The sequence below is a fragment of the Streptomyces herbicida genome (genome assembly GCF_032656585.1).
In the GTDB taxonomy this organism is placed as follows: domain Bacteria; phylum Actinomycetota; class Actinomycetes; order Streptomycetales; family Streptomycetaceae; genus Streptomyces; species Streptomyces herbicida.
Window position 1 is genome coordinate 1 of the sequence record NZ_JAUYWJ010000010.1, and the last position, 24,679, is coordinate 24,679.

A 24,679-nucleotide genomic window follows, 5' to 3' on the forward strand; every position below is an offset into this window, starting at 1 on the left:
CCGCGCCGAGGATGGTGCCGAAGCCGGAGAAGGCCAGACCCATGATCCACATGTCGGCGCCGATGCCCGGCGAGCGGACCGCGTCCGACAGCGGGGAGTAGGCGAACCAGCCGAAGTCGGCCGCGCCCTCGGGGGTGAGGAAGCCGCCGACGGCTATGAGTGACCCGAACAGGTAGAGCCAGTAGGCCAACATGTTCAGACGGGGGAAGGCGACGTCCGGAGCGCCGATCTGGAGCGGCATGATCCAGTTCGCGAAACCGGCGAACAGCGGCGTCGCGAACATCAGCAGCATGATCGTGCCGTGCATGGTGAACGCCTGGTTGAACTGCTCGTTCGACATGATCTGCAAGCCCGGACGGGCCAGCTCGGCACGCATGAGCAGTGCCATCACGCCGCCGAGGCAGAAGAATCCGAACGCCGTGACCAGATAGAGCGTTCCGATGGTCTTGTGATCGGTGGTTGTCAGCCACTGGACGGCCTTGACGTTTTTGATCCTCTTCACGCCCCGCCTGTGTCCGCGTCGGCCCCACACGTCACACTCGGACGACGCGACGAGAATCACGGAAAAGGGTGTGACGATCCCGAGGGTGCCGGACACGAACGGAACATGAGCAACGACGAGATCTTCGCCGCTGCCTATCGCGAGCACTACTGGGCGGTCAGCCGCTATGTCGCGCGGCGACTGGACGGGCGGGCCGACGGGGTCGAGGAAGTGGTGGCGGAGGTGTTCACGGTGGCCTGGCGGCGCCGGGCGGACCTGCCGCCGGCCCCGCTGCCCTGGCTGTACGGCGTGGCACGCAACTGCCTGGCGAACGCGGTACGCGGTTACGGACGCCGGCGCAGGCTGGTGGACCGGCTGGGCAACGACGAGACAGCGCACGGGCGGCAGATCGTGGACAGCCCCGATGCCGAGGGGCCCGGCGCCTGGGTGCACGACGCGCTGGCCCGGCTCTCTCCCGCGGACCAGGAGGTGCTGCGTCTGACGGCCTGGGAGGAACTCGGTGTCGACGAGGTCGCCGTGGCCCTCGGCTGCGGCCAACGGGCGGCGGCGATGCGGCTGCACCGCGCCCGCCGCCGGCTCAAGGCCCAGATCGACAGCATGCGTCCGACACCACCGCCCGCGAGCGCGACAGCGTCGAAGGAACACCGCCATGGCTGATGAACTCGAACTCCTGCGCCGTGCCAACCCGGTGCCGGCCGACGGTGACCACTTCGGTGACGGGCCGCTGGACCACCGGGCCGAGCGGCGGCTCAACCGGCTGCTGCACGATGCGGAAGCCGGCCACCGCCGTTGGCGCCCGCGGCTGGTGTGGGGTCTAGGTGCCACCGTCGTCGTGGGGGGGACCGCCCTGGCCGTGCTGCTCAGTGGCCCGGGCACCGCGCCCGCCGTCGCCGCACCCCGCCCGCTGACCGTGCGGGCCCACTCCACCCCCGTACCGCTGAGGCAACTGGCCGAGTTGGCCGAGGCGACCGCCGCGGACGGCACCCCGAAGCTCCGCAAGGGCACACATGTGCAGTCCTGGAGCCTCGGGATGAGCGATGACAAGCCGCCGGTCACCCTCCCCGAGGAACGCATCGTGCGCTGGAGGGCGGACGACAGTCATACGGAACTCGTCGTGGCCACCGACCCCCGTCACCCGGGCCGCCCGGTCCTCACCGACGAGGGCCGCGAGCCGCGCCTGGTCGAGGACGGCCATGTCCTCAGCAGGCAGACCTATCCGCCGAGCTGGAGCGACGCCCCGCCCGAGGCCGCACCTCCGCACGACGCCGTACGACTGCGTTCCTATCTGGCGGAGACGGTCCGCAGCGACTCCCTGACCACGCCCGAACTCCTCGACGCCACTGCGGAGTTGCTGAACCACTGGACGCTCGGCGCCCGTGAGTCGGCGGCGATCGCCCGCCTCCTCGCGGATGCCAAGGGCCTGCGGGCCGTCGGGCAGGTGACGGACCGGCTCGGGCGGACCGGTCAGGCGTATGTGTACGACTCCGAGGCCAACCGCCGGATGCTGGTCCTGGACCCGGCCACCGGCGCCGTCCTCGGACTGGAGTCGACATTCACCGAGGACGAGCCCGAGTACGGCGTGCGGGCCGGCGACGTCATGGAGTACAGCGCCTGGATGCGCTGATCACACCCCGAGCTGACGGGCGGCCGGGGCAACGGTCTGCTCCAGGAGCGCGGCGACGGTCATCGGACCGACGCCGCCCGGCACCGGGGTGATGAGCGAGGCCCGCTCCACGGCCGAATCGAAGTCGCCGTCGCCGACGGTCCCGGCGTTGTAGCCCGCGTCGATCACGACCGCGCCGGGCTTGATGTCCTGGCCCCGGACGAGCCGGGGCCGGCCCACGGCGGCGACCAGGGCGATGTGGGCGCGGGGCGGCGGGCTCGGTGGCGGCCGCCGAGGCCAGCAGGCAGGCGGCCCGATTCCAACGGCTCGCGAGCCGCAACTCGCGGACAGCAGCGAGGAGACCGGGCTGATCACCCGTACCCATGAGACGGGCGACCGCAGGCGGATACGGTGCGGCTCACCACCGCCGGGCATGCCGCATCCGAAGCGCACGCGGTGTCGGAGGACGCGGGCGAGGGCGTGCTGCTCGCAGCACTGACCGAAGAAGAGCGGCGGACACCAGCCGATTTGCTGCGGAAACTGGTCGTGGCCGCCGAGGCCGGCCACCCCGCACCCGCCCCACCGCGGCCCGGGCGGAGAAGGTCCAGGTCAGTCGAGACGTGACCTGGACTCTCGCAACCCCTCTGCCTACTCGTCCCATGCCTGGATCATGATCTGTTCGGCGATCTTGCCCTCGCGCAGCGTGACCATCGACTCGGCGAGGACACGGACGCCGTCGGCGTACTCGCAGGACTCGCTGAAGGCGGCGTGGTCGCCCTGGATGATGCACTGCTCCAGCTTGTGGGTCATGTCGCGGCTGTAGACGTCGTCGAGCAGCTCGGCAATCGCGGACCTGCCGTGCAGGACCTTGGGCTGGCTGGGCTGGCTGTTGCGGTCGATGATGCGGATCTCCGCGTCGTCCGCGTAGAGCGCCAGAAGGGTGTTCCCGGTGTTCCCCTCTATGCCCCGGCGCAGTGTCTCGGTGTCGAAGGTGGAGCCTGTCGCGGTGCCCATGGTGACCTCCTACGGGAGCCCGTGGCCCGACGGGGGACGAGCCGTGAGGACCCCTGCTACGAGACTCCTCCGCCCCGGCTGCCTCGGCAAGCGCAGCCGGGCGCTCCGCCTGTCGGGTGAGGGGAGCCGTGCGCCCGTGTCCGCGCGCGACCCCGGCACGTTGCTGAAAGCATGATCTCAACACGACGTATCGTCGCCGCCGTCGGTCTTGCCGCCGGGGTCACGGGCCTCGCCGCACCGCTGGCGAACGCGGCCGACGCGAGCGCACCGGACAACGGGAAGATCAACTCGATCGCCATGCTCGACTCGCTCGCCGTCAGCGACATCCCGGCGGAGCACAGGGGGGAGATCCCCCGGGTCTCCGACCAGCTGCACTCGATGAACCGGCTGAACGACCTGAACCAGCTGCACCAGGTCACCGACCTGGTCGCCCCGGTGACCGGGCTGCTGCCCGCCGTCCAGTAGCCGGCGCCGCGCCACACCCCCTGCTTCGTGGGCCGTCCGGAATCGGGCGGCCCACGGCCGTGTCCGGGGCCGAGAGGCGCGGGTCAGCCCGCCGTCGCGAGGAACTGTGTCGCCGCCAGCTCCGCGTAGAGCGGATCGGCCGCCACCAGCTCCCGGTGCGTGCCCACCGCGCGCACCCGGCCCGCGTCCATCACGACGATCCGGTCGGCCATCGTCACCGTGGACAGCCGGTGCGCGACCACGAGCACGGTGGTCGACCGCGCCACGTCCGCGACCGTGTCGCGCAGAGCCGCCTCGTTCACCGCGTCCAGCTGCGAGGTCGCCTCGTCCAGGAGCAGCAGCCGGGGGCGGCGCAGCAGGGCGCGGGCGATGGCCACGCGCTGGCGCTCGCCGCCCGACAGCTTGGTCCCACGGTGTCCGACCAGCGTGTCCAGTCCCAGCGGTAGCCTGGCGACCAGGTCGTCCAGACGCGTCGTCTTCACCACCCGCGCCACGCTGGCCTCGTCCGCCTCCGGATTGCCGAGCAGCAGGTTGTCCCTCAGTGATCCGGACAGCACCGGCGCGTCCTGCTCCACGTACCCGATGGCCGAGCGCAGCCGGGGCAGCTCCCAGTCCGCCAGGCTCCGGCCGTCCAGCGTGATGTCTCCGGACTCGGGGTCGTAGAACCGCTCGATGAGGGAGAACACCGTCGTCTTGCCCGCGCCGGAAGGGCCCACGAACGCGGTCATCCCGCGCGCCGGTATCGCGAAGCTGACCCCGTGGTGCACATACGGCAGGTCGTCGGCGTACCGGAAGCGGACGTCCGTGAAGGCGAGCGAGGCGGGTTCGGCCCCCGCGGACGGCAACGGGGCGGGGGCGGCGGCCGGTTCGGCGGGCAGCCGCAGCGCCTCCTGGATCCGGGCGAGTGCCCCGGCGCCGGTCTGGTACTGCGTGATCGCGCCGACGACCTGCTGGATCGGCGACATCAGATAGAAGACGTACAGCAGGAACGCCACCAGGGTGCCGATGCCGATCGCCCCGGTCGCCACCCGTGCCCCGCCCACGGCGAGGACGGTGATGAACGCGATCTGCATCGCCAGCCCGGCCGTGTTGCCCGCCGCGGCCGACCACTTGGCGGCGCGCAGGCTCTGCCGCCACGACTCCTCGGCGGCCGCGTGCAGGGTCTGCTCCTCGCGGTGCTCGGCGCCCGACGCCTTCACCGTGCGCAGCGCGCCGAGGATCCGCTCCAGCGAGGCGCCCATCACACCGACCGCGTCCTGTGCCTGCCGGCTCGCCCGGTTGATGCGCGGCACGATCGCGCCGAGCACCGTGCCCGCGCCCGCGATCACCGCCACCGTGACGCCGAGCAGCACGGGATCGACGACGCCCATCATCACCACCGTGGCGACGAGCGTGAGCCCGCCGGTGCCGAGGGCGACCAGTGAGTCGGTGGTGACCTCGCGCAGCAGGGTGGTGTCCGAGGTGATCCGGGCCATCAGATCGCCCGGCTCGCTGCGGTCCACGGCCGTGATCCGCAGCCGCAGCAGATACGAGGACAGGGAGCGCCGGGCGCCGAGCACCACGGACTCGGCGGTGCGGCGCAGCACATACGAACCCAGGGCGCCCAGCGCCGCGTTGGCGACGACCAGGCCCGCCATCGCGAGCAACAGCCCGGCGATGGACCGGTCGTGCGCCAGGTCGTCGATCAGCCCCCGGGCCACCAGCGGCAGCAGCAGACCGGTCGCCCCGGTGACGAGTGCGAGCAGCGCGCCCGCCAACAGGGCCCACCGATGGGGCCGTACGTATCCGAGAAGGAGCCGCCATACGGGCGGCTCGCTCTCCCTGTCGGTCGCAGCGTCGCTCACGGTGCTCCTCGTCCGGAGTCGGGTGGAGCACTCAGGCTACGTCGGGCGGCTGGAGGCCCGGTGCCGTATCAACTCCGCCAGCGTCGCGTCGAGGTCGGCCGGGCGCGGGCGGTTGTGCGGCAGCTTCGCGAGCAGGGCGCCCAGGCCGCAGGTGTTGGTGAACGCCGAGAGGACCAGCCCGCCGGCGATGCCGGCCGACAGCAGCAGCCAGGCGGGGTGCAGTTGCCCGAGGCCGAGCCCGGTCAGGACGACACTGCCCGCGGTCAGCCGCACCTGGCGTTCCATCGGCCAGGAGGTCCGTGCGCCCGGTGCCGGACGGCGCAGTTCGTGGCCGCGGTCCGCCCAGCCGTGCGTGCCGCCGGTGAGGACCATCGCCCGCACGCCGTGCTCGGCGAGGACGCCGCGGGCGTTCTCCGCACGGGCGCCCGAGGCGCACACCAGGAGCAGCTCACCGCACCCCTCGCGCAGGGCGGGCAGGGCGCTGCGGATCTGGTCCAGGGGCACGTTGAACGCACCGGGCACATGCCCGGCGGCGTACTCGCCCGGGGTCCGGACGTCGAGGACGGTCAGCTCGGACAGACGGTCGCGGGCCTGCCCGGGGTCGAGGGTGACGGGGGTGGTCATGGTGGATGCGATCCTTCCTGGTGACGGGTGAGGAGCCGGCGACCCCAGGGGCGGGTAAAATACCCCTGAGGGTATACGGATGGAGTTGGCTGTGGAGCTGCAGTTCGAGGGTGATGAGCTCAAGTCGGTGCTGAACCGGCTGCGCCGGGCGCAGGGGCAGATCTCCGGAGTGATCAAGATGATCGAGGAGGGGCGAGACTGCGAGGACGTGGTCACCCAGCTCGCCGCTGCCTCGCGCGCCCTGGACCGGGCCGGGTTCGCGATCATCGCGACCGGACTGCAGCAGTGCCTGATCGACGCCGATGGGAACCGGTCGGACGGTGAGACGACGGAGCAGATGAAGGCCCGGCTGGAGAAGCTGTTCCTGTCGCTGGCGTAGCGGTGCGTCAGGTGGCGGTGCGCTGGAGAACCGCGTCGGCCAGCATGAACGCCGCGACCGCGAGGAGCGCGTACGCGAAGATCCGCTGGAGCGAGCCCGCGGACAGCCGGCCCGCGAGCCGTTTGCCGTCCCAGGCGCCGAGCACCGCGGCCGCGGCGAACGGACCGACGGCGGACCAGTCGACGCTCAGGGCCGAACCGGCGCGCGCCGCCAGGGCGGTCGCCGAGTTGAGGGTGATGACCAGCAGACTCGTGCCGACCGCGGCGCGCATGCGCAGGCCGACGACGTTCACCAGCGCCGGTACGGCGAGAAACCCACCGCCCACGCCCAGGACGCCGGTCACCGCGCCCAGCCCCGCACCGGCCCCGGCGACCCGGGAGGCGCGGGCGGGCACACCGTGCGTCTCGGCGGCGGACGGGCGGAGCATGCGCACCGCGGCCAGCGCGGCGAGCAGCGCGAACGCCCCGGTGAGCACGGCGGACGGCAGATCCCGGGAGACCGCGCCACCGATGGCCGCGGGTACCAGCCCCGCTGCCGCGAACAGCAGCCCCGCCCGCCAGCGCACGGTGCCCTCGCGGGCGTGCGCGCCGAGCGCGGTGGCCGAGGTGACGGTGACGACGACCAGGCCGGCCGTGGTGGCCGCGGCCGGCGTGAACCCGAGCAGATAGATCAGCGCGGGCACCGCCAGCACACTTCCACCACCTCCGAGCGCCCCGAGCGCCAGCCCGGTCAGGGCCCCGGCGCCCAGTGCGAGGAACAGGACGCTCACGTGCGAGGCCCTTGACGGCCGGGGCGTGTCGCAGCTGCGGAGGTGTCGACCACGGGCAGGCCGTCCGCGGCCCAGGCCCGCATCCCCCCGACGACGTCCACCACGTCCTCGCCCCGTGCGGTGAGCAGGGCCACGGCCTCGCGGGAGCGCTTCCCGGAGCGGCAGATGGTGACGATCGGGCGGTTCCGGGCGGCCTCGGGAAGGGGCGCCCCTGCCGTCAGCGCCGACAGGGGGACGTGGAGGGCGCCGGGGGCGTGTCCGGACGCCCACTCGATGTCCTCGCGGACGTCCAGCAGCACGGCGTCCGCCATCGCGCGTCCGTTGGCCTCGGCCGGGGTGAGCCGCGCCATGGGCAGCGCGGCCTCGCGGGCGGCGGCGAACCCGTCGTCGACGGCGACGACGTCGCGCCCGACGGCGTCCAGGAGGGAGGCGGCGATGGCGGCCCGCATGCCCCCGGCGCAGTGCACCCACACGGTGCCGTTCGGCACCTGCGTGATCTGCTCGCGCAGCCGGTGCAGCGGTATGTGCAGCGAACCCCGGATGTATCCGCCCGCCCGCTCCGAGTCGCGCCGTACGTCCAGCACCACGAGTCCCTCAGGGTCCTGCGCGGCGAGTTGGACGAAGGTCCCGCGCGGGAAGGACCGCGGCCGGTCTCCCGGACGCACCCATGCCTCGGGTGAGCCGGTCGCGGCCGCGGCCGGCCGGTCGATGCCGACGCGGGCCAGTTCCCGCTGGGCGGCCGCGAGTTGCTCGGCCGAATCGGCGAGCAGCGTGACCGGCTTGCCCCACGGCAGCAGCCAGGCGAGATAGGTGGCGAGCTGCCCCTCCGCCTCGAAGTTGAACGCCCCGGCGACATGCCCCTCGGCGAACGCGACCCGGTTGCGCAGGTCCACCACCCACTCTCCGGCGGCCAGCCGCGCGGCGATCTCCTCGGCGTCCGCCCGGCGGGGCGGGGTGAGGTCGACGGGGGAGGGGCCGACGGCGTTGGCCGGGCCCATGTGCGTGTAGTAGGCCGGGACGTCGTCCAGCCCGGCCAGGAGCTCGGCGACGAAGGTGTCCGCGTCCTTGACCAGTGCCTCGTTGACGGCACGCTCGCGGCCGATGGTGGTGGCCGTCGCGTCGCCCGTGGCCCCGCCGGCGGAACAGAAGCTGCCGAAGCCGTGTGTGGGCAGCACCGCGGTCTCGTCCGGGAGCTCGGCGGCCAGCCGGTGGGCCGAGGCGTACTGGGCCCGAGCCAGCTCACCCGTCAGCCGGGGCTCGACCAGGTCGGGCCGTCCGACCGTGCCGATCAGCAGTGAGCCTCCGGTGAAGACGGCCACGGACCGGCCCGTGTCCTCGAGGACGTACGAGGTGTGGTGCGGGGTGTGCCCGGGGGTGGCCACGGCGCGCAGCGCCAGCCCGTCCTCGATCTCCAGGCGGTCGCCGTCCGTGACCGGCACCCGCTCGTACGCGACCCGCGCACCGGCGGGCACGACGTAGGCGGCGCCGGTGACCCGGGCGAGCTCCGGCCCGCCGGTGACGTAGTCGTTGTGCACATGCGTCTCGACGACGTGCGTCAGGCGCACGCCCCGTCGGGCGGCGGCCGCGATCACCCGGTCGATGTCGCGTGGCGGATCGACCGCCACGGCGCCGTGCGCCCCGCCCGCCAGATAGCCGCGATTGCCCAGTCCCGGTATGTCGATGGTGTCGACGAAGTACACGGCCACACTCCTCTCCTCGGTGAACCCGCCGGTCGATTACCCCCGGGGGTATATGGCCACCGTAGCAGAGGTACCCCCGGGGGTATGTGACGCATGGGGCTGGGAAAGATCCATGACGGCCGTTGCGCTCCGTGCAGTTACCGATCGGTCACGCGTAGGGTCGAAGGAGAGGCACACCGGGACAGGCACACCGATGGAAGGGGCCAGGCCATGGCGCAGGAAGTACGCGGCGTGATCGCACCGGGGAAGGACCAGCCGGTGCGGGTCGAGACGATCGTGGTGCCGGACCCGGGGCCGGGAGAAGCGGTCGTACGCGTCCAGGCCTGCGGCGTCTGCCATACCGACCTGCACTACAAGCAGGGCGGCATCACCGACGAGTTCCCCTTTCTGCTCGGCCACGAGGCGGCCGGGGTCGTGGAGTCGGTCGGCGAGGGCGTGACCGACGTGGCACCCGGCGACTTCGTGATCCTCAACTGGCGCGCGGTGTGCGGGAACTGCCGGGCCTGTCTGCGCGGCCGCCCCTGGTACTGCTTCAACACCCACAACGCCGAGCAGAGGATGACCCTGGCCTCGAGCGGCCAGGAACTCTCCCCGGCCCTCGGCATCGGCGCCTTCGCCGAGAAGACCCTGGTCGCGGCCGGGCAGTGCACCAAGGTCGACCCGGCCGTCTCCCCGGCCGTCGCCGGACTGCTGGGCTGCGGTGTGATGGCCGGGATCGGTGCCGCGATCAACACCGGCAACGTCGGCCGTGGCGACTCGGTCGCCGTCATTGGCTGCGGCGGTGTCGGCGACGCGGCCGTCGCCGGCTCGCGCCTGGCCGGCGCGGCGAAGATCATCGCCGTCGACATCGACGACCGGAAGCTGGACAAGGCGCGCGGCATGGGCGCCACGCACACGGTCAACTCGAAGGAGACCGACCCCGTCGAGGCGATCCGCGAGCTCACCGGCGGCTTCGGCGCCGACGTCGTCATCGAGGCGGTCGGCCGCCCGGAGACGTACGAGCAGGCCTTCTACGCCCGCGACCTGGCCGGTACGGTCGTCCTCGTGGGGGTCCCCACCCCGGAGATGAAGCTCGAACTCCCGCTGCTGGACGTCTTCGGACGCGGCGGTGCCCTGAAGTCCTCCTGGTACGGGGACTGTCTGCCGTCCCGCGACTTCCCCATGCTGATCGACCTGCACCTCCAGGGCCGTCTCGACCTGGAGGCGTTCGTGACCGAGACCATCCGGCTCGACGAGGTGGAGAAGGCGTTCGACCGGATGCACCAGGGCGACGTCCTGCGATCGGTGGTGGTGCTCTGATGACCACGCGCATCGAACGCCTCGTCACCTCCGGCCGGTTCACGCTCGACGGCGGTACCTGGGACGTCGAGAACAACGTGTGGATCGTGGGCGACGAACGCGAGGTGATCGTCATCGACGCCGCGCACGACGCCGAGGCCATCGCCGACGCCGTGGACGACCGCCGGCTGACCGCCATCGTGTGCACCCACGCCCACAACGACCACATCGACGCCGCGCCCGCCCTGGCGGACCTGACCGGGGCCACCATCTGGCTCCACCCGGACGACCTGCCGCTGTGGAAGCTGACCCACCCGGACCGGGAACCCGACGCCCATCTGGCCGACGGACAGGTCATCGAGGGGCCCGGCCTCGACCTGACGGTGCTGCACACTCCCGGCCACTCGCTGGGCGCGGTGTGTCTGTACGACCCCGGTCTGGCCACCGTCTTCACCGGCGACACCCTCTTCAAGGGCGGCCCCGGCGCCACCGGCCGCACCTACTCGCACTTCCCGACGATCATCGAGTCGATCCGCGACCGGCTCCTCACCCTCCCGGCCGAGACGAAGGTCCTGACCGGCCACGGCGACGCGACGACCATCGGCGCCGAGGCCCCTCACCTGGAGGAGTGGATCGCCCGGGGCCACTAGCGCCCAGCGAAAAGGCGACAGAAGATGTCCGGCTTTCCCGTCACTGTGGACGGCGACAGCAGTCGCACGGGTACGGGAGGCCGGACATGTCAGGTCCGCTGGAGGGAAAGGTCGCGCTGGTCGCCGGGGCGACACGGGGCGCGGGACGCGGGATCGCGGTGGAACTCGGCGCGGCGGGCGCCACCGTCTACGTCACCGGACGCAGCACCCGCGACCGGCGCTCGGAGTACGACCGCCCCGAGACCATCGAGGACACCGCCGACCTGGTCACCGCGGCCGGCGGCCACGGCATCGCCGTACCGACGGACCATCTGCAACCGTCCGCGGTCCGCACGCTCGTGGACCGCGTCGCGGACGAGCAGGGCCGCCTGGACGTGCTGGTCAACGACATCTGGGGCGGCGAGAACCTCTTTGAGTGGGACACCCCGGTCTGGGAGCACGACCTGGACAACGGGCGCAGACTGCTCCGGCTCGCGGTCGAGACCCATGCGATCACCAGCCACCACGCCCTGCCGCTGCTCCTGCGGCACCCGGGCGGCCTGGTCGTGGAGGTCACCGACGGAACCGCCGAGTACAACCGCGACACCTACCGGGTGAACTTCTTCTACGACCTGGCCAAGGCATCCGTCCTGCGCATGGGCTTCGCCCTCGCCCATGAACTGGGCCCGCGTGGGGCCACCGCCGTCGCGCTGACCCCCGGCTGGCTGCGCTCGGAGATCATGCTCGAACACTTCGGCGTCACCGAGGACGTCTGGCGGGACGCCCTCGACCGGGTCCCGCACTTCGCCATCTCGGAGACCCCGCGCTTCGTCGGCCGAGCCGTCGCGGCCCTCGCCGGCGACCCCGAAGTGGCCCGCTGGAACGGACAGTCCCTGTCCAGCGGCGGACTGGCCCAGGAGTACGGCTTCACGGACCTGGACGGCAGCCGCCCCGACGCGTGGCGCTACCTCGTCGAGGTACGGGACGCGGGCAAACCGGCGGACGTGACCGGCTATCGGTGACTCACGGCTGAGGCAGGGGCCAGCGCGCCGAGTGACCGGGCGGCAACGCCAGATCCTCGCGTACGGCCGCGTAGTAGCCCTCGCGGCCGGCGCGCTGCCGCTCCAGCAACGCCTGCCACTCCTCCGGATCCCGTCGTCCCTCCCGCAGGAACCGCTCCATCTCCATCAGCGTCACGACCCACGTCCGGGCCTTTTCCACCACCGCCGGACTGCCCAGCAGGATCAGCGCCTCCCCGGACGGATCCCGGGCGATGGCCGCCTCGGCCAGCAGCGGGTTCGCCTCGTCGGGAGTCAGAGGATGCGGGTGCGGGTCGATCTGGAAGTGGGCGGCCAGCCGGTACGTCAGCGTGACCGACTTCTTCAGCGTCCGGGCGTAGTCGGCGTACACCGCGAACCTCCGCTCCTCCCAGCGCGCCGCCTGCTCACGCCGGAACCGGGCCTGATCACCCCTGACGACCGCCAGATACGAACCGAGCGCGCCGATCACGACGCCTATCAGGGCGGGGAGTTGCTGCATGAACGCGGACATGTGCCGCACGCTAGCCGCCCTGCCTGCCGCCACGGGATTAGGTTTCGCCCATGACTGACCTCAAGCGGTTCGAAGGACACGGAGTTCTCGTCACGGGCGCGGCCCGTGGCATCGGTGCGGCCGTTGCCCGGCGGCTGGCCGAGGAGGGCGGACGGGTGCTGGTGACCGACCGGGATCTGCCCGAGGCAGAAAGGACGGCGGCCGCGTTGGGCGAACAGGGCCTGGCGGTACGGGCGTTCGCCTGCGACGTGGCCGACCGGGGCTCCGTGGAGGCGGCCGTCGCCCATGCCGTCGAGTCCTTCGGCTCGCTCGACGTGCTGGTCAACTGTGCCGCGAACTGCACCCCCGACGTCCCCCTCTTCGAGGACGAGCCGGACGACGCGTGGGCCCGCGACCTCGACGTCACCCTCACCGGCGCCTTCCGCTGCTGCCGCGCCGCCCTCCCGCACTTGGCCGCGTCCGGCCGGGGCGCCGTCGTGAGCATCGGCTCCGTCAACGCCGAACAGGACTTCGGCAACCACGCCTACAGCGCCGCCAAGGCCGGACTCGGCTCCCTGACCCGCACCCTTGCCGGACACGCGGCCGCCCGTGGAGTCCGGGTCAACCTGGTGGAGCCGGGCACGGTCCGCACCTCCGCCTGGGACGGGCGGGACGACGAACTCGAGGCCGTCCGCGCCCTGTACCCGCTCGGCCGCGTCGGAGAACCGGAGGACATCGCCGCCGCCGTGGCCTTCCTCGCCTCCCGCGACGCCGCCTGGATCACCGGCACCACCCTTCGGGCGGACGGCGGACTCACCGCCGTCAACACCGGATTCCGCGCGGCACTCGGGCCGTCCCCGGACGAGTGAGGCGTCAGGCGGCCGACGCCGCGGCGAGCACGTCCAGCACCCGCTGTGTGTCGGCCTCGGTGGTGCGCCAGTTGCTGAACGCCGCCCGCAGCCCGGGCACCCCGTCGTACACCGTCGGCGTCAGGAACACCTCACCGGAGGCGGTGACCGCCCGGGCCAGGGCGTCGATCCGGTCCTGCGTGGGATCCTCGGCGAGTGTGAAGCAGACGACGTTCAGCCGGACCGGCGCCAGCAGACGCAGCCCCGGCACGGCGGCGATGCCCTCGCCCAGGCCGCGGGCCAGGACGACATTGCGCTCGACGATCTCGCGGTGACCCGCGCGACCGTACGCGACGAGAGAGAACCAGGCCGGGAGGGCGCGCAGCCGGCGGGAGTTCTCCGGGGTCAGGTGCAGGAAGTCGGGTTCACCGGCGGGCAGGCCCAGGTACGGCGACGCGTTGTGGAACACCGCCACCTGCAGATCTTGCCGGCGGGTGAACTGGACGGCCGCGTCATAGGGCACGTTCAGCCACTTGTGCAGGTCCACACAGACCGAGTCGGCCGCGTCGAGCCCGTCCACGAGATGCGCATGGGTGGGGGAGAGGGCGGCGAAGGCGCCGAAGGCGGCGTCCACGTGCAGCCAGAAGTCGTACCGATCCTTCAGGGCCGCGATCGCCCGCAGGTCGTCGAAGTCGACGCTGTTCACGGTGCCCGCGTTCGCCACCACGATCGCGGGCCGGCCGTCCAGCTCCGCCAGCGCCTCCTCGAGCCTGGCCACGTTGACCGCCTCGCGGTTCCCCGGCAGCAGTGGCACGTGCCGCAGCCGGTCCCGGCCGATGCCCAGCACGGACAGCGCCTTCGGCACGCTGGAGTGGGGGCTGCCGGACAGCACGTCCACCGGGCCGAGCGCGGCGGCACCCTCCCGGGACACGCTCACACCGAGCCGTTCGCCCAGCCACTCGCGGGCGATCGCCAGGCCCACCGTGTTGGACGCCGTCGCCCCCGTCACGAACGCCCCGCTGTGTTCCGCGCCCAGCCCGAACAGCTCGCGCAGCCAGGCCACCGTCTCGCGCTCCAGTCCAGCGGCCCAGGAGCCGCCCGCGCCGGACAGGTTCTGGTCGTACGCGGAGGTCAGCCAGTCCCCGGTGACCGACGCCGGTGTCGCACCGCCGGTGACGAAGCCGAGGTAGCGCGGGCCGGCCGAGCCGGAGAAGCCCGGCGCCCACCGCTCGGCGAACCGCGCGAGGGCACCCTCGGCACCCGTGCCGTCGCCCGGGAGGGGAGCGCGGGCGGGCGCCTGCCCGAGCCGGGCGACCGGACGCTCGGCCAGGCCGGCCAGCTCGGCGGTGGCGAAGTCACGGGCGGACTGCAGGAGTTCGGGAAGCCGGAAGAGGTCGTCGGCGAGTGTGCGGTGCATGAGCCGCAGCGTACGGCGACGGGGTGGCGTCCGACTGGTCCACTTGCTGGAAACTGGACCAATGGAGACTGGCTTCGTCGCCGCGCTCGGCGCCTGGCGCACCCCGCGCGGACCCCTGGCCCGGTGTCTGACCACGGCCGTGCGGGACGCGGTGGTCGACGGGCGCCTGCCGGCCGGCACCAGGCTGCCCTCGGAACGGGAGCTGGCCCGGGCCCTCAGGATCAGCCGCGGCACCGTCGTGGCCGCGCTGACCGCGCTGCGGGAGGACGGCTGGCTGCACACCCGGCACGGCAGTGGCAGCGTCGTACGCCTGCCCGCCCGACTCACCGAACGCACCACCCCCTGGTCCCTCGACCGGGGCGGAGCGGGCGGCGCGGATCTCGATCTCACCCTGGCCGTCACGGCCGCGCCCCACGAGGCCTACCTCGCCGCCCTCGACCGCGCCGCCGAGCGCAGCGCGGCCCTGCTCGTCGACTCCGGCGTCGCCACGACGGGACTGCCCCGCCTGCGCGAACTCCTCGCCGACCGCTACACCGGCCAGGGCCTGGCGACCCGCCCCGAGCAGATCCTGATCACCTCGGGCGCCCAGGCGGCGCTCACCCTGCTCCTGGACCACCTCCACACCGACCGCAGGTCACCGGTGGTCGTGGAGAACCCGGCCTACCCCGGCGCCCTGGCCGTGCTGCGCGGACGCCGGGCCCGGCTGCTGCCCGTGCCCGTCGCCGCCGACACCGGCTGGGACACCGAGCGATTGGCCGACGCCGTACGGCGCGGGCGTCCCCGGCTCGCCTACCTCGTCCCGGACTTCCACAACCCGACCGGCGCCCACATGGACGGACCCGCACGCCGTGCCCTCGCCGCACTCGCCGAGCGGCACGAGGTGACCCTGCTCGCCGACGAGACGATGCGCGACCTGGACCTCAGGACACCGCCCGGCACCGAGCCCCACCTGTCGGGGCGGCAGGTGATCCAGATCGGCTCGCTGAGCAAGACGGTCTGGACCGGGCTGCGGGTCGGCTGGATCCGGGCGGGCGCGGACCTCGTGCGGCGGCTGACGCGCAACCCGCTCCAGGCCCAGCTCTCCCCGCCGCCCCTGGAACAACTGATCGCCGCGGAACTGCTCGGCGACGGGTCGGCGCGGCTGCTGGCCGACCGCCGGGAGCGGCTGCGCGACCAGCGCGACCATCTGACCTCGCTGCTGGCCGGAGCCGGCTGGGCCCACACCGTGCCGGACGGCGGGCTGACGGTGTGGCTGCGGCTCCCCGGGCCGCTGACCGCGACCGACCTGGCGGCCAGGGCCGCCCGCCGAGGCCTCGCGGTCACTCCCGGTCCGCACTTCGCCACGGACCGTACGACCCTGACCCGTCATCTGCGCCTGCCGTTCACCGCGACACCGGACACGCTCACGCGGGCGGTCCGCATCCTGCGGGAGTGCGCCGCGGGCTAGGTCCTGTCGTCAAATCCCCGTCGTCCGCCCGAAGGGCGGGCCCTGCGGCGTCATGGGGGTCCCCCTGCTCGAGCTTGGGGGAGCGGGGCCGTGAGGCGCCAGGGTGAAGAACTTCACCGTTCCGTCACAATCCGGGCGTCCCGTACAACCGGTAGCCTCGCCCACTGGTCTGGACGATGGAGACCGCAACCATCGTGAAAGGTGATCACCCACCATGGGGGACATACGCAGACGAGGCGTCATCGCCCTCGGCGTCACGGGACTCGTGGCGCCGCTCTCTCTCGCGCTCACCACGGCGCCGGCCCAGGCGGCCGCAAGCTGCACCACGCAGGCCGGGCCGTACCAGAAGCAGGTGGAGAAGTTCCTGGGCCGCCCGGTGGACGGAAAGCAGTCCGCCGCCGACTGCAAGGCCATCCAGGCCTTCCAGAACAAGCACGGCATCACGCCTGCCGTCGGCTACGCGGGTCCCGTCACCTGGGGCGTGATGGACCTGATGAACAAGCAGAAGGCCGTCGGGAACAACCCCAACAAGGACGGCAAGTGCCCGGTGAACAAGGGTCGCATCGCCTGCGTGAACCTGACGCTCCAGCTGAGCTGGGTCCAGGACGGCAACAAGCTGGTCTACGGGCCGGTGCCGGTCCGCACCGGGCGCGACGGGTTCGAGACCCGCACCGGTCTGAAGAAGATCTACTGGCGCGACAAGGACCATGTCTCGCACGAGTACAACGTGCCCATGCCGTACAGCCAGTTCTTCGACGGCGGCCAGGCCTTCCACCAGGTCGACCTCAGCATGTGGAACCCGCCGGGCTCGCACGGCTGTGTGAACATGACCGAGAAGGACGCCAAGAAGTACTGGTCGCTCCTGAAGACGGGCGACGACGTCTTCGTGTACGGCCGCAAGCCGGGCACCTGAGCACAGCAGGCCCCGGCCGGCGGCAGCGTCGAGACGTCACGCCTCTGGGGCGTCACCGAAGTCGGGGATCTCCAGCCGCGTCCCGCCCTGCCGGGCGGACTCGTGGGCGATGATCCCCGGCAGCGTGTAGCGGGCCGCGACCCAGGCGTTGACGGACGGCAGGGTGCGGGTGTTGACCGCGGTCACGAAGTCGTCGACCAGGAAGTGATGACTGCCCTCGTGTCCGTTGTGCAACTGGTCGAACTCCCGCGGCAGCCGTGACCGGTCGTGCACCGGCGCCGAACCGGAGGTGAACGCGGCCCGCAGCTCCGGCGCGATGTGCTGGAGCGACGGGTCGTCGGGGGACAGGGTCGGCTTGGGCTCCAGCAGTTCGGAGATGTCCTTCACCCCGTTCTTGTCCTGCCACAGGGCCACCGTCGCGAGCTGCTCCATGCTCGCCTCCGTGCCGAAGAACCGGAAGCGGGACTCGCGGATGTGGGACGGGTAGCCCACCCGCCGGAACTCGTTGGTGCGGAACGAGCCGCCGCCCGCCACCTCGAACAGCGCGCTCGCGTTGGAGATGTCGTTGCCGAACTGGCTGATCTCCTCGTCGAACACGCCGTCCCCGCGCTCGTCCCGCACGCCGATCGCGGAGACGCTCACCGCGTGCGTCCGCCAGGCGCCGAGCACCCCGCCCACCGAGTGCGTCGGGTAGAGCAGCGGGGGATAGCTGGCCGTCGCCTTCCAGTTGTCGCCGCCGCTGTAGCGGTAGGCGTCGTAGAAGCCGAGGTCCATGTCGTGGACGTAGTCGCCCTCGGCGTAGAAGAGCCGCCCGAAGGCGCCGTCGGCGATCTGGTTGCGGGCGTGCACGGTCGCCGGGTTGTACTGGCTGGTCTCGCCCATCATGTACGTCAGCCCGGTGGTGCGGACCTTGTCGATGATCGCGGAGATCTCCGCCGTGGTGATCGCCATGGGGACCGCGGAGTAGACGTGCTTGCCGGCGTCCAGGCCCTGGACGACCAGCGGACCGTGGGTCCAGCGCTGGGTGAAGATCGCGACCGCGTCGACCGCCGGCGACTCCAGCATCGCCTCGTACGAGGGGAAGGTGCCGGTCAGGCCCTCGGCGGCGGCCAGTCGCCCGGCGCGCTCGGGCAAGAGGTCGGTCACATACACCTCGCTCACTCCCGGATGGGCGAGGAACAGCTTGGCGAACTGACCGGAGAACTGGCCGGCTCCGACGATGCCTACAGAGAATGTCATGGCTACTTACTTTTGAGGCAGAACAATCCAGTCGTCAATAGTCGCGTCGTTGTCATTTCCATCCGGCTCGTTTCGGCCTAGGGTGGCCTCGTTGCTTCCGAGGTGAAAGAAACTCTGTGAGAACATCATGACCACACACGCCGTCAGCTGGCAGCCGCTGAGTGCCGGGGAACGCTCCGTGGCGATCGAGGTGCTTGTCAACGGGCCGCTGTCGCGGGCCGAGCTCGCCCGCCGGCTCGACCTCTCGGCGGGCAGTCTCACCCGGCTGACCAAGCCGCTGATCGAGTCGGGGCTGCTGGTCGAGGTGTCCGAGGCGGGTGTCCCCGTGGAGGTGCGCCAGGGGCGGCCGTCCCAGCCGCTGGACATCGTCGCCGAGTCCCGCTTCTTCCTCGGCTTCAAGATCACCGCCGAGATGGTCTACGGCGTCGTCACGACCCTCAGGAGCGAAGTCGTCGCCCGCCTCGACCAGCCCCTGACCGCCCACGACCCCGGTGAAGTCGCCGATCTGCTGGGGGAGATGACCGCCCGGCTGGCCGAGCGCTTCCCGGCCCTCGCGGGGATCGGCATCGGGGCGGGCGGTCATGTACGGGACCGCGCCGTCGTCGGGGACTCGCCCTTCCTGGGCTGGCGGGGCGTCCCCCTGGCCGCGCTGGTCGAGGAACGCACCGGGCTGCCCGTGGTCGTGGAGAACGACGTCGCCGCGCTGGTCGAGGCCGAGACCTGGTTCGGCGCCGGGCGCGGGCTCGACCGCTTCGCCGTGCTGACCATCGGGGCGGGGGTCGGATACGGACTGGTGCTGGGCGGCAGACGGGTGCCGTTCGCCGAACAGGACCGCGGCTTCGCCCACCACTGGATCATCGACCCGAACGGTCCCCTGACCCCCGACGGCGAACGCGGCAGCGCCGTGTCGCTCCTCGCGATCCCGAGCATCCGCTATCAGATCCGGGCCGCCTCCGGCCGCGACGCGACGTACGAGGAGATCCTCGCGGCGGCCGCCGCGGGCGAGCCCATGGCCTCCCGGGTGATCGACGAGGCGGCGCGGGCGCTGGGCACACTGGTCGCCCAGATCGCCAACTTCGCGATGCCGCAGCGGATCCTGCTCGCCGGGGAAGGGGTCGGCCTGATGGGTGTGGCCGGCGCGGTCGTGGACGAGGCCGTGCGTGCCCGTCGCCATCCGCTGGCCGCGCCGGTCGACCTGGAGACCAAGGTCTCCGACTTCCACGACTGGGCCCGCGGGGCGGCCGTACTCGCGATCCAGGTGCTTGTGCTCGGTTCCGCCGAGGGATGAACTCCCCCGTACTCCTTGACAGATGGACGTGATGAGTAACACGGTCCGAAATGACCGGATCGCTCATACTTACTCACATCGCCTTCACGTCCACCGGCATATGCTTCACAGCATGTCCACCACTGTTGAAACCGTCACCGAGCGATCGGCCGCGGAGGTCAACGAGGAGATCCGGGCCCTGTGGCTCCGATCGGGCGGGACACTGAGCGTCGAGCAGCGCGAGGAGTACCGGCGCCTCGTCCTGGAGTGGGCCGCCGCGGCCCCGTCCCCCTCACGGGCGGCCTGAGCGCCGTCTCCGCCCCTGTTGCTCTTCGTGGCGCGGATTTCGGCGACCGGTGCGTCCGGCCAGGCGCCGCCCTTCTACGAGTCCCGGTCGGCCACGGCGGTCAGCTGAGTCCGTCCGCAGCAGTTCGACGAGGGCCCGCGGAGGTCGGAGGGACGCCCGAGCCGACGCGGGCGTCTCGGCCCCGACCGGCAGCGGATCACACACCTGGACGAACGCCTGGTCGGCGAAGTCCGGGACGGCCGGTCAGGTGTGCTGCTTCCGCCTGCAGCGCAGGAAGATCTGCTCCTCGGGTTGCACGTCCACGCTCGCCGGCGCGTAGTTGTACGAGGTCTCCCCGACGATCTCGAAGCCCGCCGCCACGACCACCTCGCGCAGTTCCTCCCGCAGATAGCCGGACACCCGGATGGTGCTTCCGATGAACGGGATAGCGAAGTCGTCCACGTCCGCCTCCACCATCGACAACGCGAAGAGGCCGCCGGGAGCCAGCAGATGGTGGATGGTCCGCAGCGCGAAGGGGATCTCCGCGCGCGGCAGCATGAGCAGGGAGAAGAAGGCCGCGACCGCGTCGAAGCGGCCGAGGTCGCTGGGGCCGCCGGGCCGCAGGTCAGCGAGGTCGAGCTGATGGAACTCCGCCGCGGGCACGTTCCGGCGGGCCAGGTCGAGCATCCCGCCCGACAGGTCGACGCCGACGACCTCCAAGCCGGCGTCCACCAGTTGGCGCGCGGTGGGCAGCCCGGTGCCGCAGCCCAGGTCCAGCGCGCGGGACCCGGCCGGGAGGGACTCGATGAGCCACTCGGTGGCGGCGATCTGCCCGTCCTTGTGCGGGAATGCCACGTCGTAGCGGTTGCCGATGGCGTCGAAGGCCTCTGCCTGGCCCGTGCGGTCGACCGGTATGTTCCCGTAACCGTGCTCGGTGGGGCTGTTCACGAATAATCTCCCCTTTGGAGACCTCTGGGTGTGATTTGTTCACAAGTCGCACGGCCGTGGAACGCCTGACCGGGCCGGAGCGGCTCGTGCCGGAGCGATCACCAAGAGTATGCGCACGCCGGGGTGGATCAACCCCAGGTCGCCGAGTAATACCTCTGATACGCCCGCCGGTCCGCCTCCGCGCGGAAGTACCGGGTCGCTACCAGCGCGATCAGACTGCCCGCGATGACCAGCAGACCGGGACCGACGTTGCGGGTGTCGGTGATCCGGGACAGCAGCGTCGAGCCGTCCGTGGTGCCGGTGACCGGGGCCGCCGACCCCGGCGAGGCCGCGCTGGGCGCGACGGCGCCCTGGCCGGCCGCGGCGGACGGCGCCCCGGACGGTGCGGCGTTCTGGCCGCCGTTGGCGTTCTGCTTCGAGACGATCAGCTGGACGCCGAGCGCGGACATCGCCTTCGTCACCGGCTGGAAGAACGTCGTACCGCCGGTGGTGCAGTCGCCGCTGCCGCCCGAGGTCACGCCGAGCGCAACGCCCTCGGAGAAGAGCGGTCCGCCGCTGTCGCCCGGTTCGGCGCACACATTGGTCTGGATGAGCCCGGTGACCGTGCCCTCGGGATAGTTCACGGTCGCGTTGAGCGCGGTCACTTGGCCGTCGTGCAGCCCGCTGGTGCTTCCGCTGCGGAACACCCGTTGCCCGACCGTCGGATCGGCCGCTCCGGTGATCAGCACGCCCTTCCCGCCGCCGACGGCGACCACGTCGGCCCCGTCGCCGGCCTTGCCGGACGCGTACTGGATGAGCGAGAAGTCGCTGCCCGGGAAGTTGGTGTTGACCGTCGTGCCCAGCTGCTGGTTGCCCTGGTTGTCCCCGAACCAGATGGTGTTGGGGGGGCCGCAGTGTCCGGCGGTGAGGATGAAGTCGCTCCGTCCGTTGGTGACGTTGAAGCCCAGGGAGCAGCGTCCGCCGGTCGACAGGATCGGCTGCGCCCCGTTCAGGCGCGTGGTGAAGGTCCCCTCGGTGCGCTCCATGTGCACGAAGCTGCCGATGCCCGTGGCGACCTGGGTCAGCCTGGACCAGTCTGCGGCGGAGACGGACTTGTCCGCCTCGACCACCACCCGGTTGGTCCGGTAGTCCACGGCCCAGGCCGTGCCCGCCACCCGGGGCGCCGAACGCAGTGTGGCGGTGGCCGACTTGAGCTCGTTCATGCTGTGCGACACGATCTTCGCCTCGGCTCCCGCCCGCTTCACCTCCGCCGCGGCCCGCTCATCGGTGACCGCGACGACCGGGCGGCCGCCGGCGCCGATCCAGCTGCCCGCCGTACGGGCGGTGCCCAGCCTGGACACCAGGGCGGCGCCGGTGTGTCCGGCCGTATCCGCCGAGCTGAGCGGGAGGGCGGACGTACCGGGAGTCTCGCTCGCCATGGCCGTGGTGACCATCGCGCCTCCCAGAAGGAGTCCGCCGACCGCCGCCAGCTGCGTCACCCGCCGGACGACCCGTCGTCGTGCGTGCCTCATGCATGGCTCCCGAACCGTGAACGCGCGGTGTCAACACCGCGGGGCCCTCCGGTCGTTGAGCGCCCTTCCATGCATACGTGGCCCGGCGCGACGGCGTTCACCCCATGGGTGATCTTCTCAGGCCTTGCGTGCCACCCCGCTGAACATGGCCACTTCCTCCGGCTCGGTGCCGTCCGCGTTCTCGGGGTTCTCCGGCCGCCAGCGCGAGCAGGACACCACACCGGGCTCCAGCAGCTCGAGGCCGTCGAAGAACCGGGCGACGTCCTCGGGGGTGCGCTGGGTGAGCTTGGGCGTGCCGTGCTCGTTCCAGAACTTGACCGCCTCGTCCACGTCCGGCATCGCCGGGCTGGTGATGGTGTGCGACAGCACGAGATGGCTGCCGGAGGGCAGCCGGTCCACCAGCCGGCGCACCAGGCCGTACGGGTCCTCGTCGTCGCCGATGAAGATGACCACGCCGAGGAGCATCAGCGCGACGGGCCGGCTGAAGTCCAGTGTCCCGGAGGCGTGCTCGAGGATCGCGTCGACGTTGCGGAGGTCCTCGTCCAGGTAGTCGGTGCGGCCCTCGGGCGTGCTGGTGAGCAGGGCACGCGCGTGGGCGAGGACGAGCGGGTCGTTGTCGACGTACACGATCCGGGAGTCCGGGGCGACGCTCTGGGCGACCTCGTGCGTGTTGTCGGCGGTGGGCAGACCGGTGCCTATGTCCAGGAACTGGCGTATGCCGACGTCGCCGACCAGATGCCGCACGGCCCGCCCGAGGAACAGCCGGTCCGCGCGGGCGTACTCGCCGATGCCCGGGTGCAGCTGACGGATCTGGTCGCCGGCCGCGCGGTCGACCTCGTAATTGTCCTTGCCGCCGAGCCAGTAGTTCCAGATCCGGGCGGTGTGCGGCTGGCCGGTGTTGATGCGGGCGCGCAGCGAGGTCGCTACGTCGTTCGTGGCTGCCGGGTTGTCGGTCACGGGGTCAGCTCCTGGGGCCTGGTGCGAGTACAGGGTCAACAGGCAATCTAGACGCCCGAGTTGATCTCCCGCCGCACGTCCGGGGTTTTCGGACCGGCCGCAGCCCGCCGGGGGGGCGAGTGCGGGGACCGCGGCAGGGACGTCCGCCGCCTCCGTACGGGAATGAGCCCGGCACAGTTCCGGACAGTCCCGAAGAACGCGTCGGCGGGCGAGCGGACACGGTCCCGGATCACCCCGATGCACCAGCGGCCGCAAGGACCGCGTCCGCCCGATTCCACGTCACACCACAGCCCCCTATGTTGAGCCCCATGACCAGCATCCCGCACGAGACGACAGGTGAACCGAATCCCCTGTGCGCACTCACCCTCGACCGTCTCCGACGTCGTACGAGCATGAAATGGCGCACCTACCCCGAGGACGTGCTGCCGCTGTGGGTGGCCGAGATGGACGTACCGCTCGCCGCGCCCGTCGTCCGCATGGTCACCGAAGCGCTCGAACTCGGCGACACCGGCTATCCCGCCGGCACCGCCTACGCCGAGGCGCTGTCCGCCTTCGCCGCCAAACGGTGGGGCTGGGACGGTCTGGCCGTGGAGCGCACCGCGATCGTGCCGGACGTGATGCTCGGCGTCGTCGAGATGCTCAGGCTGGTCACCGGGCCCGGGGACCCGGTCGTCGTCAACTCGCCGGTCTATCCGCCGTTCTTCCAGTTCGTCGGGCACATGGACCGGCGGGTGCTGGAGGCCCCGCTCGGCGCCGGCCTGCGCATCGACTTCGACGGGCTGGAGGAGGCGTTCCGACGGGCCGTCGCCGGGGGCGGGCGGGCCGCGTATCTGCTGTGCAGCCCGCACAACCCGACCGGGACGGTGCACACCGCCGATGAGCTGGCCGCCGTCGCCGCCCTCGCCGAACGGCACGGCGTGCGCGTCGTGGCGGACGAGATCCACGCCCCGCTGACCGCCGCGGGCGCCGCCTTCGTGCCGTATCTGAGCCTGCCGGGCGGAGAGAGCGGTCTGTCGCTCATGTCGGCGTCGAAGGCCTGGAACCTGGCCGGACTGAAGGCCGCGGTAGCGATCGCCGGGCCCCGGGCGGCCGCCGACCTGGCCCGGCTGCCCGAGGAGGTGAGTCACGGCCCCAGTCACCTCGGCGTCATCGCCCACACCGCCGCGCTGACCGACGGCGGCGCCTGGCTGGACGCGCTGCTGGCAGGCCTCGACGACAACCGGCGGCTGCTCGCGGCGCTGCTGGCCGAGCACCTGCCCGCCGTCCGCCACCGGCCGGCGGAGGCCACCTATCTCGCCTGGCTCGACTGCCGGGCCCTCGGTCTGGGCGACGATCCGGCCGAGGTCTTCCTGGAGCGTGGCCGGGTCGCCCTCACCTCCGGGATCCCGTTCGGCACGGGCGGCGCCGGACACGTACGCCTGAATCTGGCCACGTCGCCGGAGGTGATCACGGACGGGGTGCGCAGGATGGCGGCCGCTCTCCGGTGAGCCGGACCGTCGTGTCATGGAC

25 protein-coding genes and 1 pseudogene are annotated in these 24,679 nt (G+C 72.0%); 13 read left to right on the plus strand and 13 right to left on the minus strand.

The window, feature by feature from the left end; all coding sequences use genetic code 11:
• Positions 1 to 502, minus strand: a 502-nt coding sequence (locus Q8A52_RS21245; protein ID WP_316754267.1) for a cbb3-type cytochrome c oxidase subunit I, incomplete at its 3' end; no start/stop codon positions are given.
• Between the two features lie 105 nt (positions 503 to 607).
• On the opposite strand from Q8A52_RS21245, the gene Q8A52_RS21250 reads away from it, so the two are divergent.
• Both Q8A52_RS21250 and Q8A52_RS21255 read left to right on the plus strand, forming a co-directional pair.
• Entirely contained in the window at positions 608 to 1,159 is a 552-nt protein-coding gene (locus Q8A52_RS21250) for an RNA polymerase sigma factor (protein WP_316754268.1), read from the plus strand.
• The gene (locus Q8A52_RS21255) at positions 1,152 to 2,126 is read left to right on the plus strand and encodes a CU044_5270 family protein (RefSeq protein ID WP_316754269.1); all 975 of its coding nucleotides are present in this window, start codon (positions 1,152 to 1,154) and stop codon (positions 2,124 to 2,126) included. Before Q8A52_RS21250 ends, Q8A52_RS21255 begins: the two co-directional genes overlap by 8 nt.
• Here the strand turns inward: Q8A52_RS21255 and Q8A52_RS21260 are convergent.
• Both Q8A52_RS21260 and Q8A52_RS21265 read right to left on the minus strand, forming a co-directional pair.
• Positions 2,127 to 2,357, minus strand: a pseudogene (locus Q8A52_RS21260) (bifunctional 5,10-methylene-tetrahydrofolate dehydrogenase/5,10-methylene-tetrahydrofolate cyclohydrolase); the annotation flags it as partial.
• A gap of 396 nt (positions 2,358 to 2,753) precedes the next feature.
• Entirely contained in the window at positions 2,754 to 3,119 is a 366-nt protein-coding gene (locus Q8A52_RS21265) for a nuclear transport factor 2 family protein (protein ID WP_316754270.1), read from the minus strand.
• A gap of 171 nt (positions 3,120 to 3,290) precedes the next feature.
• On the opposite strand from Q8A52_RS21265, the gene Q8A52_RS21270 reads away from it, so the two are divergent.
• A complete protein-coding gene (locus tag Q8A52_RS21270; RefSeq protein WP_316754271.1) occupies positions 3,291 to 3,584 on the plus strand; it encodes a hypothetical protein in 294 nt (97 codons plus the stop codon).
• 83 nt (positions 3,585 to 3,667) lie between these two features.
• Here the strand turns inward: Q8A52_RS21270 and Q8A52_RS21275 are convergent, their stop codons facing one another.
• Positions 3,668 to 5,428, minus strand: coding sequence for an ABC transporter ATP-binding protein (locus Q8A52_RS21275; RefSeq protein ID WP_316754272.1), 1,761 nt, complete (start codon positions 5,426 to 5,428; stop codon positions 3,668 to 3,670).
• Between the two features lie 36 nt (positions 5,429 to 5,464).
• Positions 5,465 to 6,052, minus strand: coding sequence for a rhodanese-like domain-containing protein (locus Q8A52_RS21280; protein ID WP_316754273.1), 588 nt, complete (start codon positions 6,050 to 6,052; stop codon positions 5,465 to 5,467).
• Between the two features lie 91 nt (positions 6,053 to 6,143).
• On the opposite strand from Q8A52_RS21280, the gene Q8A52_RS21285 reads away from it, so the two are divergent.
• A complete protein-coding gene (locus tag Q8A52_RS21285) occupies positions 6,144 to 6,431 on the plus strand; it encodes a metal-sensitive transcriptional regulator (protein WP_316754609.1) in 288 nt (95 codons plus the stop codon).
• Between the two features lie 7 nt (positions 6,432 to 6,438).
• On the opposite strand, the gene Q8A52_RS21290 is transcribed toward Q8A52_RS21285, so the two are convergent.
• Entirely contained in the window at positions 6,439 to 7,200 is a 762-nt protein-coding gene (locus Q8A52_RS21290) for a sulfite exporter TauE/SafE family protein (RefSeq protein ID WP_316754274.1), read from the minus strand.
• Complete coding sequence (locus tag Q8A52_RS21295; RefSeq protein ID WP_316754275.1) at positions 7,197 to 8,906, minus strand: MBL fold metallo-hydrolase; 1,710 nt, start codon at positions 8,904 to 8,906, stop codon at positions 7,197 to 7,199. The genes Q8A52_RS21290 and Q8A52_RS21295 overlap by 4 nt, the downstream gene beginning before the upstream one ends.
• A gap of 204 nt (positions 8,907 to 9,110) precedes the next feature.
• Here Q8A52_RS21295 and Q8A52_RS21300 point away from each other — a divergent pair, with 204 nt between their 5' ends.
• The 3 genes from Q8A52_RS21300 (at position 9,111) to Q8A52_RS21310 (ending at position 11,829) form a co-directional block, all read left to right on the plus strand.
• Positions 9,111 to 10,199: an S-(hydroxymethyl)mycothiol dehydrogenase gene (locus Q8A52_RS21300; protein WP_316754276.1), complete on the plus strand. Its 1,089-nt coding sequence runs from the start codon at positions 9,111 to 9,113 to the stop codon at positions 10,197 to 10,199.
• Positions 10,199 to 10,828, plus strand: coding sequence for an MBL fold metallo-hydrolase (locus Q8A52_RS21305; RefSeq protein ID WP_316754277.1), 630 nt, complete (start codon positions 10,199 to 10,201; stop codon positions 10,826 to 10,828). The genes Q8A52_RS21300 and Q8A52_RS21305 overlap by 1 nt, the downstream gene beginning before the upstream one ends.
• Before the next feature lie 86 nt (positions 10,829 to 10,914).
• Positions 10,915 to 11,829: an SDR family oxidoreductase gene (locus tag Q8A52_RS21310; protein WP_316754278.1), complete on the plus strand. Its 915-nt coding sequence runs from the start codon at positions 10,915 to 10,917 to the stop codon at positions 11,827 to 11,829.
• A 1-nt stretch (position 11,830) separates the two neighbouring features.
• Here Q8A52_RS21310 and Q8A52_RS21315 read toward each other — a convergent pair whose 3' ends face one another.
• Positions 11,831 to 12,358, minus strand: a complete 528-nt coding sequence (locus tag Q8A52_RS21315) for a hypothetical protein (RefSeq protein WP_316754279.1) — start codon at positions 12,356 to 12,358, stop codon at positions 11,831 to 11,833.
• A gap of 50 nt (positions 12,359 to 12,408) precedes the next feature.
• On the opposite strand from Q8A52_RS21315, the gene Q8A52_RS21320 reads away from it, so the two are divergent.
• Positions 12,409 to 13,206 (plus strand): SDR family NAD(P)-dependent oxidoreductase, encoded by a 798-nt coding sequence (locus Q8A52_RS21320; RefSeq protein WP_316754280.1) that lies wholly within the window; start codon positions 12,409 to 12,411, stop codon positions 13,204 to 13,206.
• A gap of 4 nt (positions 13,207 to 13,210) precedes the next feature.
• Here the strand turns inward: Q8A52_RS21320 and Q8A52_RS21325 are convergent, their stop codons facing one another.
• Positions 13,211 to 14,602, minus strand: a complete 1,392-nt coding sequence (locus Q8A52_RS21325; protein WP_316754281.1) for a pyridoxal phosphate-dependent decarboxylase family protein — start codon at positions 14,600 to 14,602, stop codon at positions 13,211 to 13,213.
• Between the two features lie 61 nt (positions 14,603 to 14,663).
• Between Q8A52_RS21325 and Q8A52_RS21330 the strand changes: the two genes are divergently transcribed.
• Positions 14,664 to 16,049 carry an aminotransferase-like domain-containing protein gene (locus tag Q8A52_RS21330; protein WP_316754282.1) on the plus strand — a complete coding sequence of 462 codons (1,386 nt, stop codon included), beginning with the start codon at positions 14,664 to 14,666 and terminating at the stop codon, positions 16,047 to 16,049.
• Between the two features lie 214 nt (positions 16,050 to 16,263).
• On the plus strand, positions 16,264 to 16,962 hold the full coding sequence (locus Q8A52_RS21335) for a L,D-transpeptidase family protein (RefSeq protein WP_316754283.1): 699 nt from the start codon (positions 16,264 to 16,266) through the stop codon (positions 16,960 to 16,962).
• A gap of 36 nt (positions 16,963 to 16,998) precedes the next feature.
• Here the strand turns inward: Q8A52_RS21335 and Q8A52_RS21340 are convergent, their stop codons facing one another.
• Positions 16,999 to 18,201, minus strand: a complete 1,203-nt coding sequence (locus tag Q8A52_RS21340; RefSeq protein WP_316754284.1) for a Gfo/Idh/MocA family protein — start codon at positions 18,199 to 18,201, stop codon at positions 16,999 to 17,001.
• A gap of 127 nt (positions 18,202 to 18,328) precedes the next feature.
• Between Q8A52_RS21340 and Q8A52_RS21345 the strand changes: the two genes are divergently transcribed.
• Together Q8A52_RS21345 and Q8A52_RS21350 are read left to right on the plus strand one after the other, a co-directional pair.
• The gene (locus Q8A52_RS21345) at positions 18,329 to 19,489 is read left to right on the plus strand and encodes an ROK family transcriptional regulator (protein WP_316754285.1); all 1,161 of its coding nucleotides are present in this window, start codon (positions 18,329 to 18,331) and stop codon (positions 19,487 to 19,489) included.
• Positions 19,490 to 19,589: 100 nt separating this feature from the next.
• Complete coding sequence (locus Q8A52_RS21350; RefSeq protein WP_316754286.1) at positions 19,590 to 19,775, plus strand: hypothetical protein; 186 nt, start codon at positions 19,590 to 19,592, stop codon at positions 19,773 to 19,775.
• Between the two features lie 243 nt (positions 19,776 to 20,018).
• On the opposite strand, the gene Q8A52_RS21355 is transcribed toward Q8A52_RS21350, so the two are convergent.
• From Q8A52_RS21355 to Q8A52_RS21365, 3 genes are all read right to left on the minus strand, one after another.
• On the minus strand, positions 20,019 to 20,702 hold the full coding sequence (locus tag Q8A52_RS21355) for a class I SAM-dependent DNA methyltransferase (RefSeq protein ID WP_316754287.1): 684 nt from the start codon (positions 20,700 to 20,702) through the stop codon (positions 20,019 to 20,021).
• A gap of 128 nt (positions 20,703 to 20,830) precedes the next feature.
• Positions 20,831 to 22,213 (minus strand): S1 family peptidase, encoded by a 1,383-nt coding sequence (locus Q8A52_RS21360; RefSeq protein WP_316754288.1) that lies wholly within the window; start codon positions 22,211 to 22,213, stop codon positions 20,831 to 20,833.
• A gap of 117 nt (positions 22,214 to 22,330) precedes the next feature.
• On the minus strand, positions 22,331 to 23,170 hold the full coding sequence (locus Q8A52_RS21365; RefSeq protein WP_316754289.1) for an SAM-dependent methyltransferase: 840 nt from the start codon (positions 23,168 to 23,170) through the stop codon (positions 22,331 to 22,333).
• Between the two features lie 308 nt (positions 23,171 to 23,478).
• Here Q8A52_RS21365 and Q8A52_RS21370 point away from each other — a divergent pair, with 308 nt between their 5' ends.
• A complete protein-coding gene (locus Q8A52_RS21370; RefSeq protein WP_316754290.1) occupies positions 23,479 to 24,657 on the plus strand; it encodes a MalY/PatB family protein in 1,179 nt (392 codons plus the stop codon).
• The last annotated feature ends 22 nt before the right edge of the window (positions 24,658 to 24,679 follow it).

Coding starts and splice junctions, on each gene's coding strand:
- Q8A52_RS21265 (WP_316754270.1), bottom strand. CDS start 3,119: ATGGGCACCGCGACAGGCTCCACCTTCGACACCGAGACACTGCGCCGG.
- Q8A52_RS21280 (WP_316754273.1), bottom strand. CDS start 6,052: ATGACCACCCCCGTCACCCTCGACCCCGGGCAGGCCCGCGACCGTCTG.
- Q8A52_RS21335 (WP_316754283.1), top strand. CDS start 16,264: ATGGGGGACATACGCAGACGAGGCGTCATCGCCCTCGGCGTCACGGGA.
- Q8A52_RS21315 (WP_316754279.1), bottom strand. CDS start 12,358: ATGTCCGCGTTCATGCAGCAACTCCCCGCCCTGATAGGCGTCGTGATC.
- Q8A52_RS21310 (WP_316754278.1), top strand. CDS start 10,915: ATGTCAGGTCCGCTGGAGGGAAAGGTCGCGCTGGTCGCCGGGGCGACA.
- Q8A52_RS21255 (WP_316754269.1), top strand. CDS start 1,152: ATGGCTGATGAACTCGAACTCCTGCGCCGTGCCAACCCGGTGCCGGCC.
- Q8A52_RS21305 (WP_316754277.1), top strand. CDS start 10,199: ATGACCACGCGCATCGAACGCCTCGTCACCTCCGGCCGGTTCACGCTC.
- Q8A52_RS21330 (WP_316754282.1), top strand. CDS start 14,664: ATGGAGACTGGCTTCGTCGCCGCGCTCGGCGCCTGGCGCACCCCGCGC.
- Q8A52_RS21370 (WP_316754290.1), top strand. CDS start 23,479: ATGACCAGCATCCCGCACGAGACGACAGGTGAACCGAATCCCCTGTGC.
- Q8A52_RS21270 (WP_316754271.1), top strand. CDS start 3,291: ATGATCTCAACACGACGTATCGTCGCCGCCGTCGGTCTTGCCGCCGGG.
- Q8A52_RS21345 (WP_316754285.1), top strand. CDS start 18,329: ATGACCACACACGCCGTCAGCTGGCAGCCGCTGAGTGCCGGGGAACGC.
- Q8A52_RS21325 (WP_316754281.1), bottom strand. CDS start 14,602: ATGCACCGCACACTCGCCGACGACCTCTTCCGGCTTCCCGAACTCCTG.
- Q8A52_RS21320 (WP_316754280.1), top strand. CDS start 12,409: ATGACTGACCTCAAGCGGTTCGAAGGACACGGAGTTCTCGTCACGGGC.
- Q8A52_RS21360 (WP_316754288.1), bottom strand. CDS start 22,213: ATGAGGCACGCACGACGACGGGTCGTCCGGCGGGTGACGCAGCTGGCG.
- Q8A52_RS21300 (WP_316754276.1), top strand. CDS start 9,111: ATGGCGCAGGAAGTACGCGGCGTGATCGCACCGGGGAAGGACCAGCCG.
- Q8A52_RS21250 (WP_316754268.1), top strand. CDS start 608: ATGAGCAACGACGAGATCTTCGCCGCTGCCTATCGCGAGCACTACTGG.
- Q8A52_RS21350 (WP_316754286.1), top strand. CDS start 19,590: ATGCTTCACAGCATGTCCACCACTGTTGAAACCGTCACCGAGCGATCG.
- Q8A52_RS21340 (WP_316754284.1), bottom strand. CDS start 18,201: ATGACATTCTCTGTAGGCATCGTCGGAGCCGGCCAGTTCTCCGGTCAG.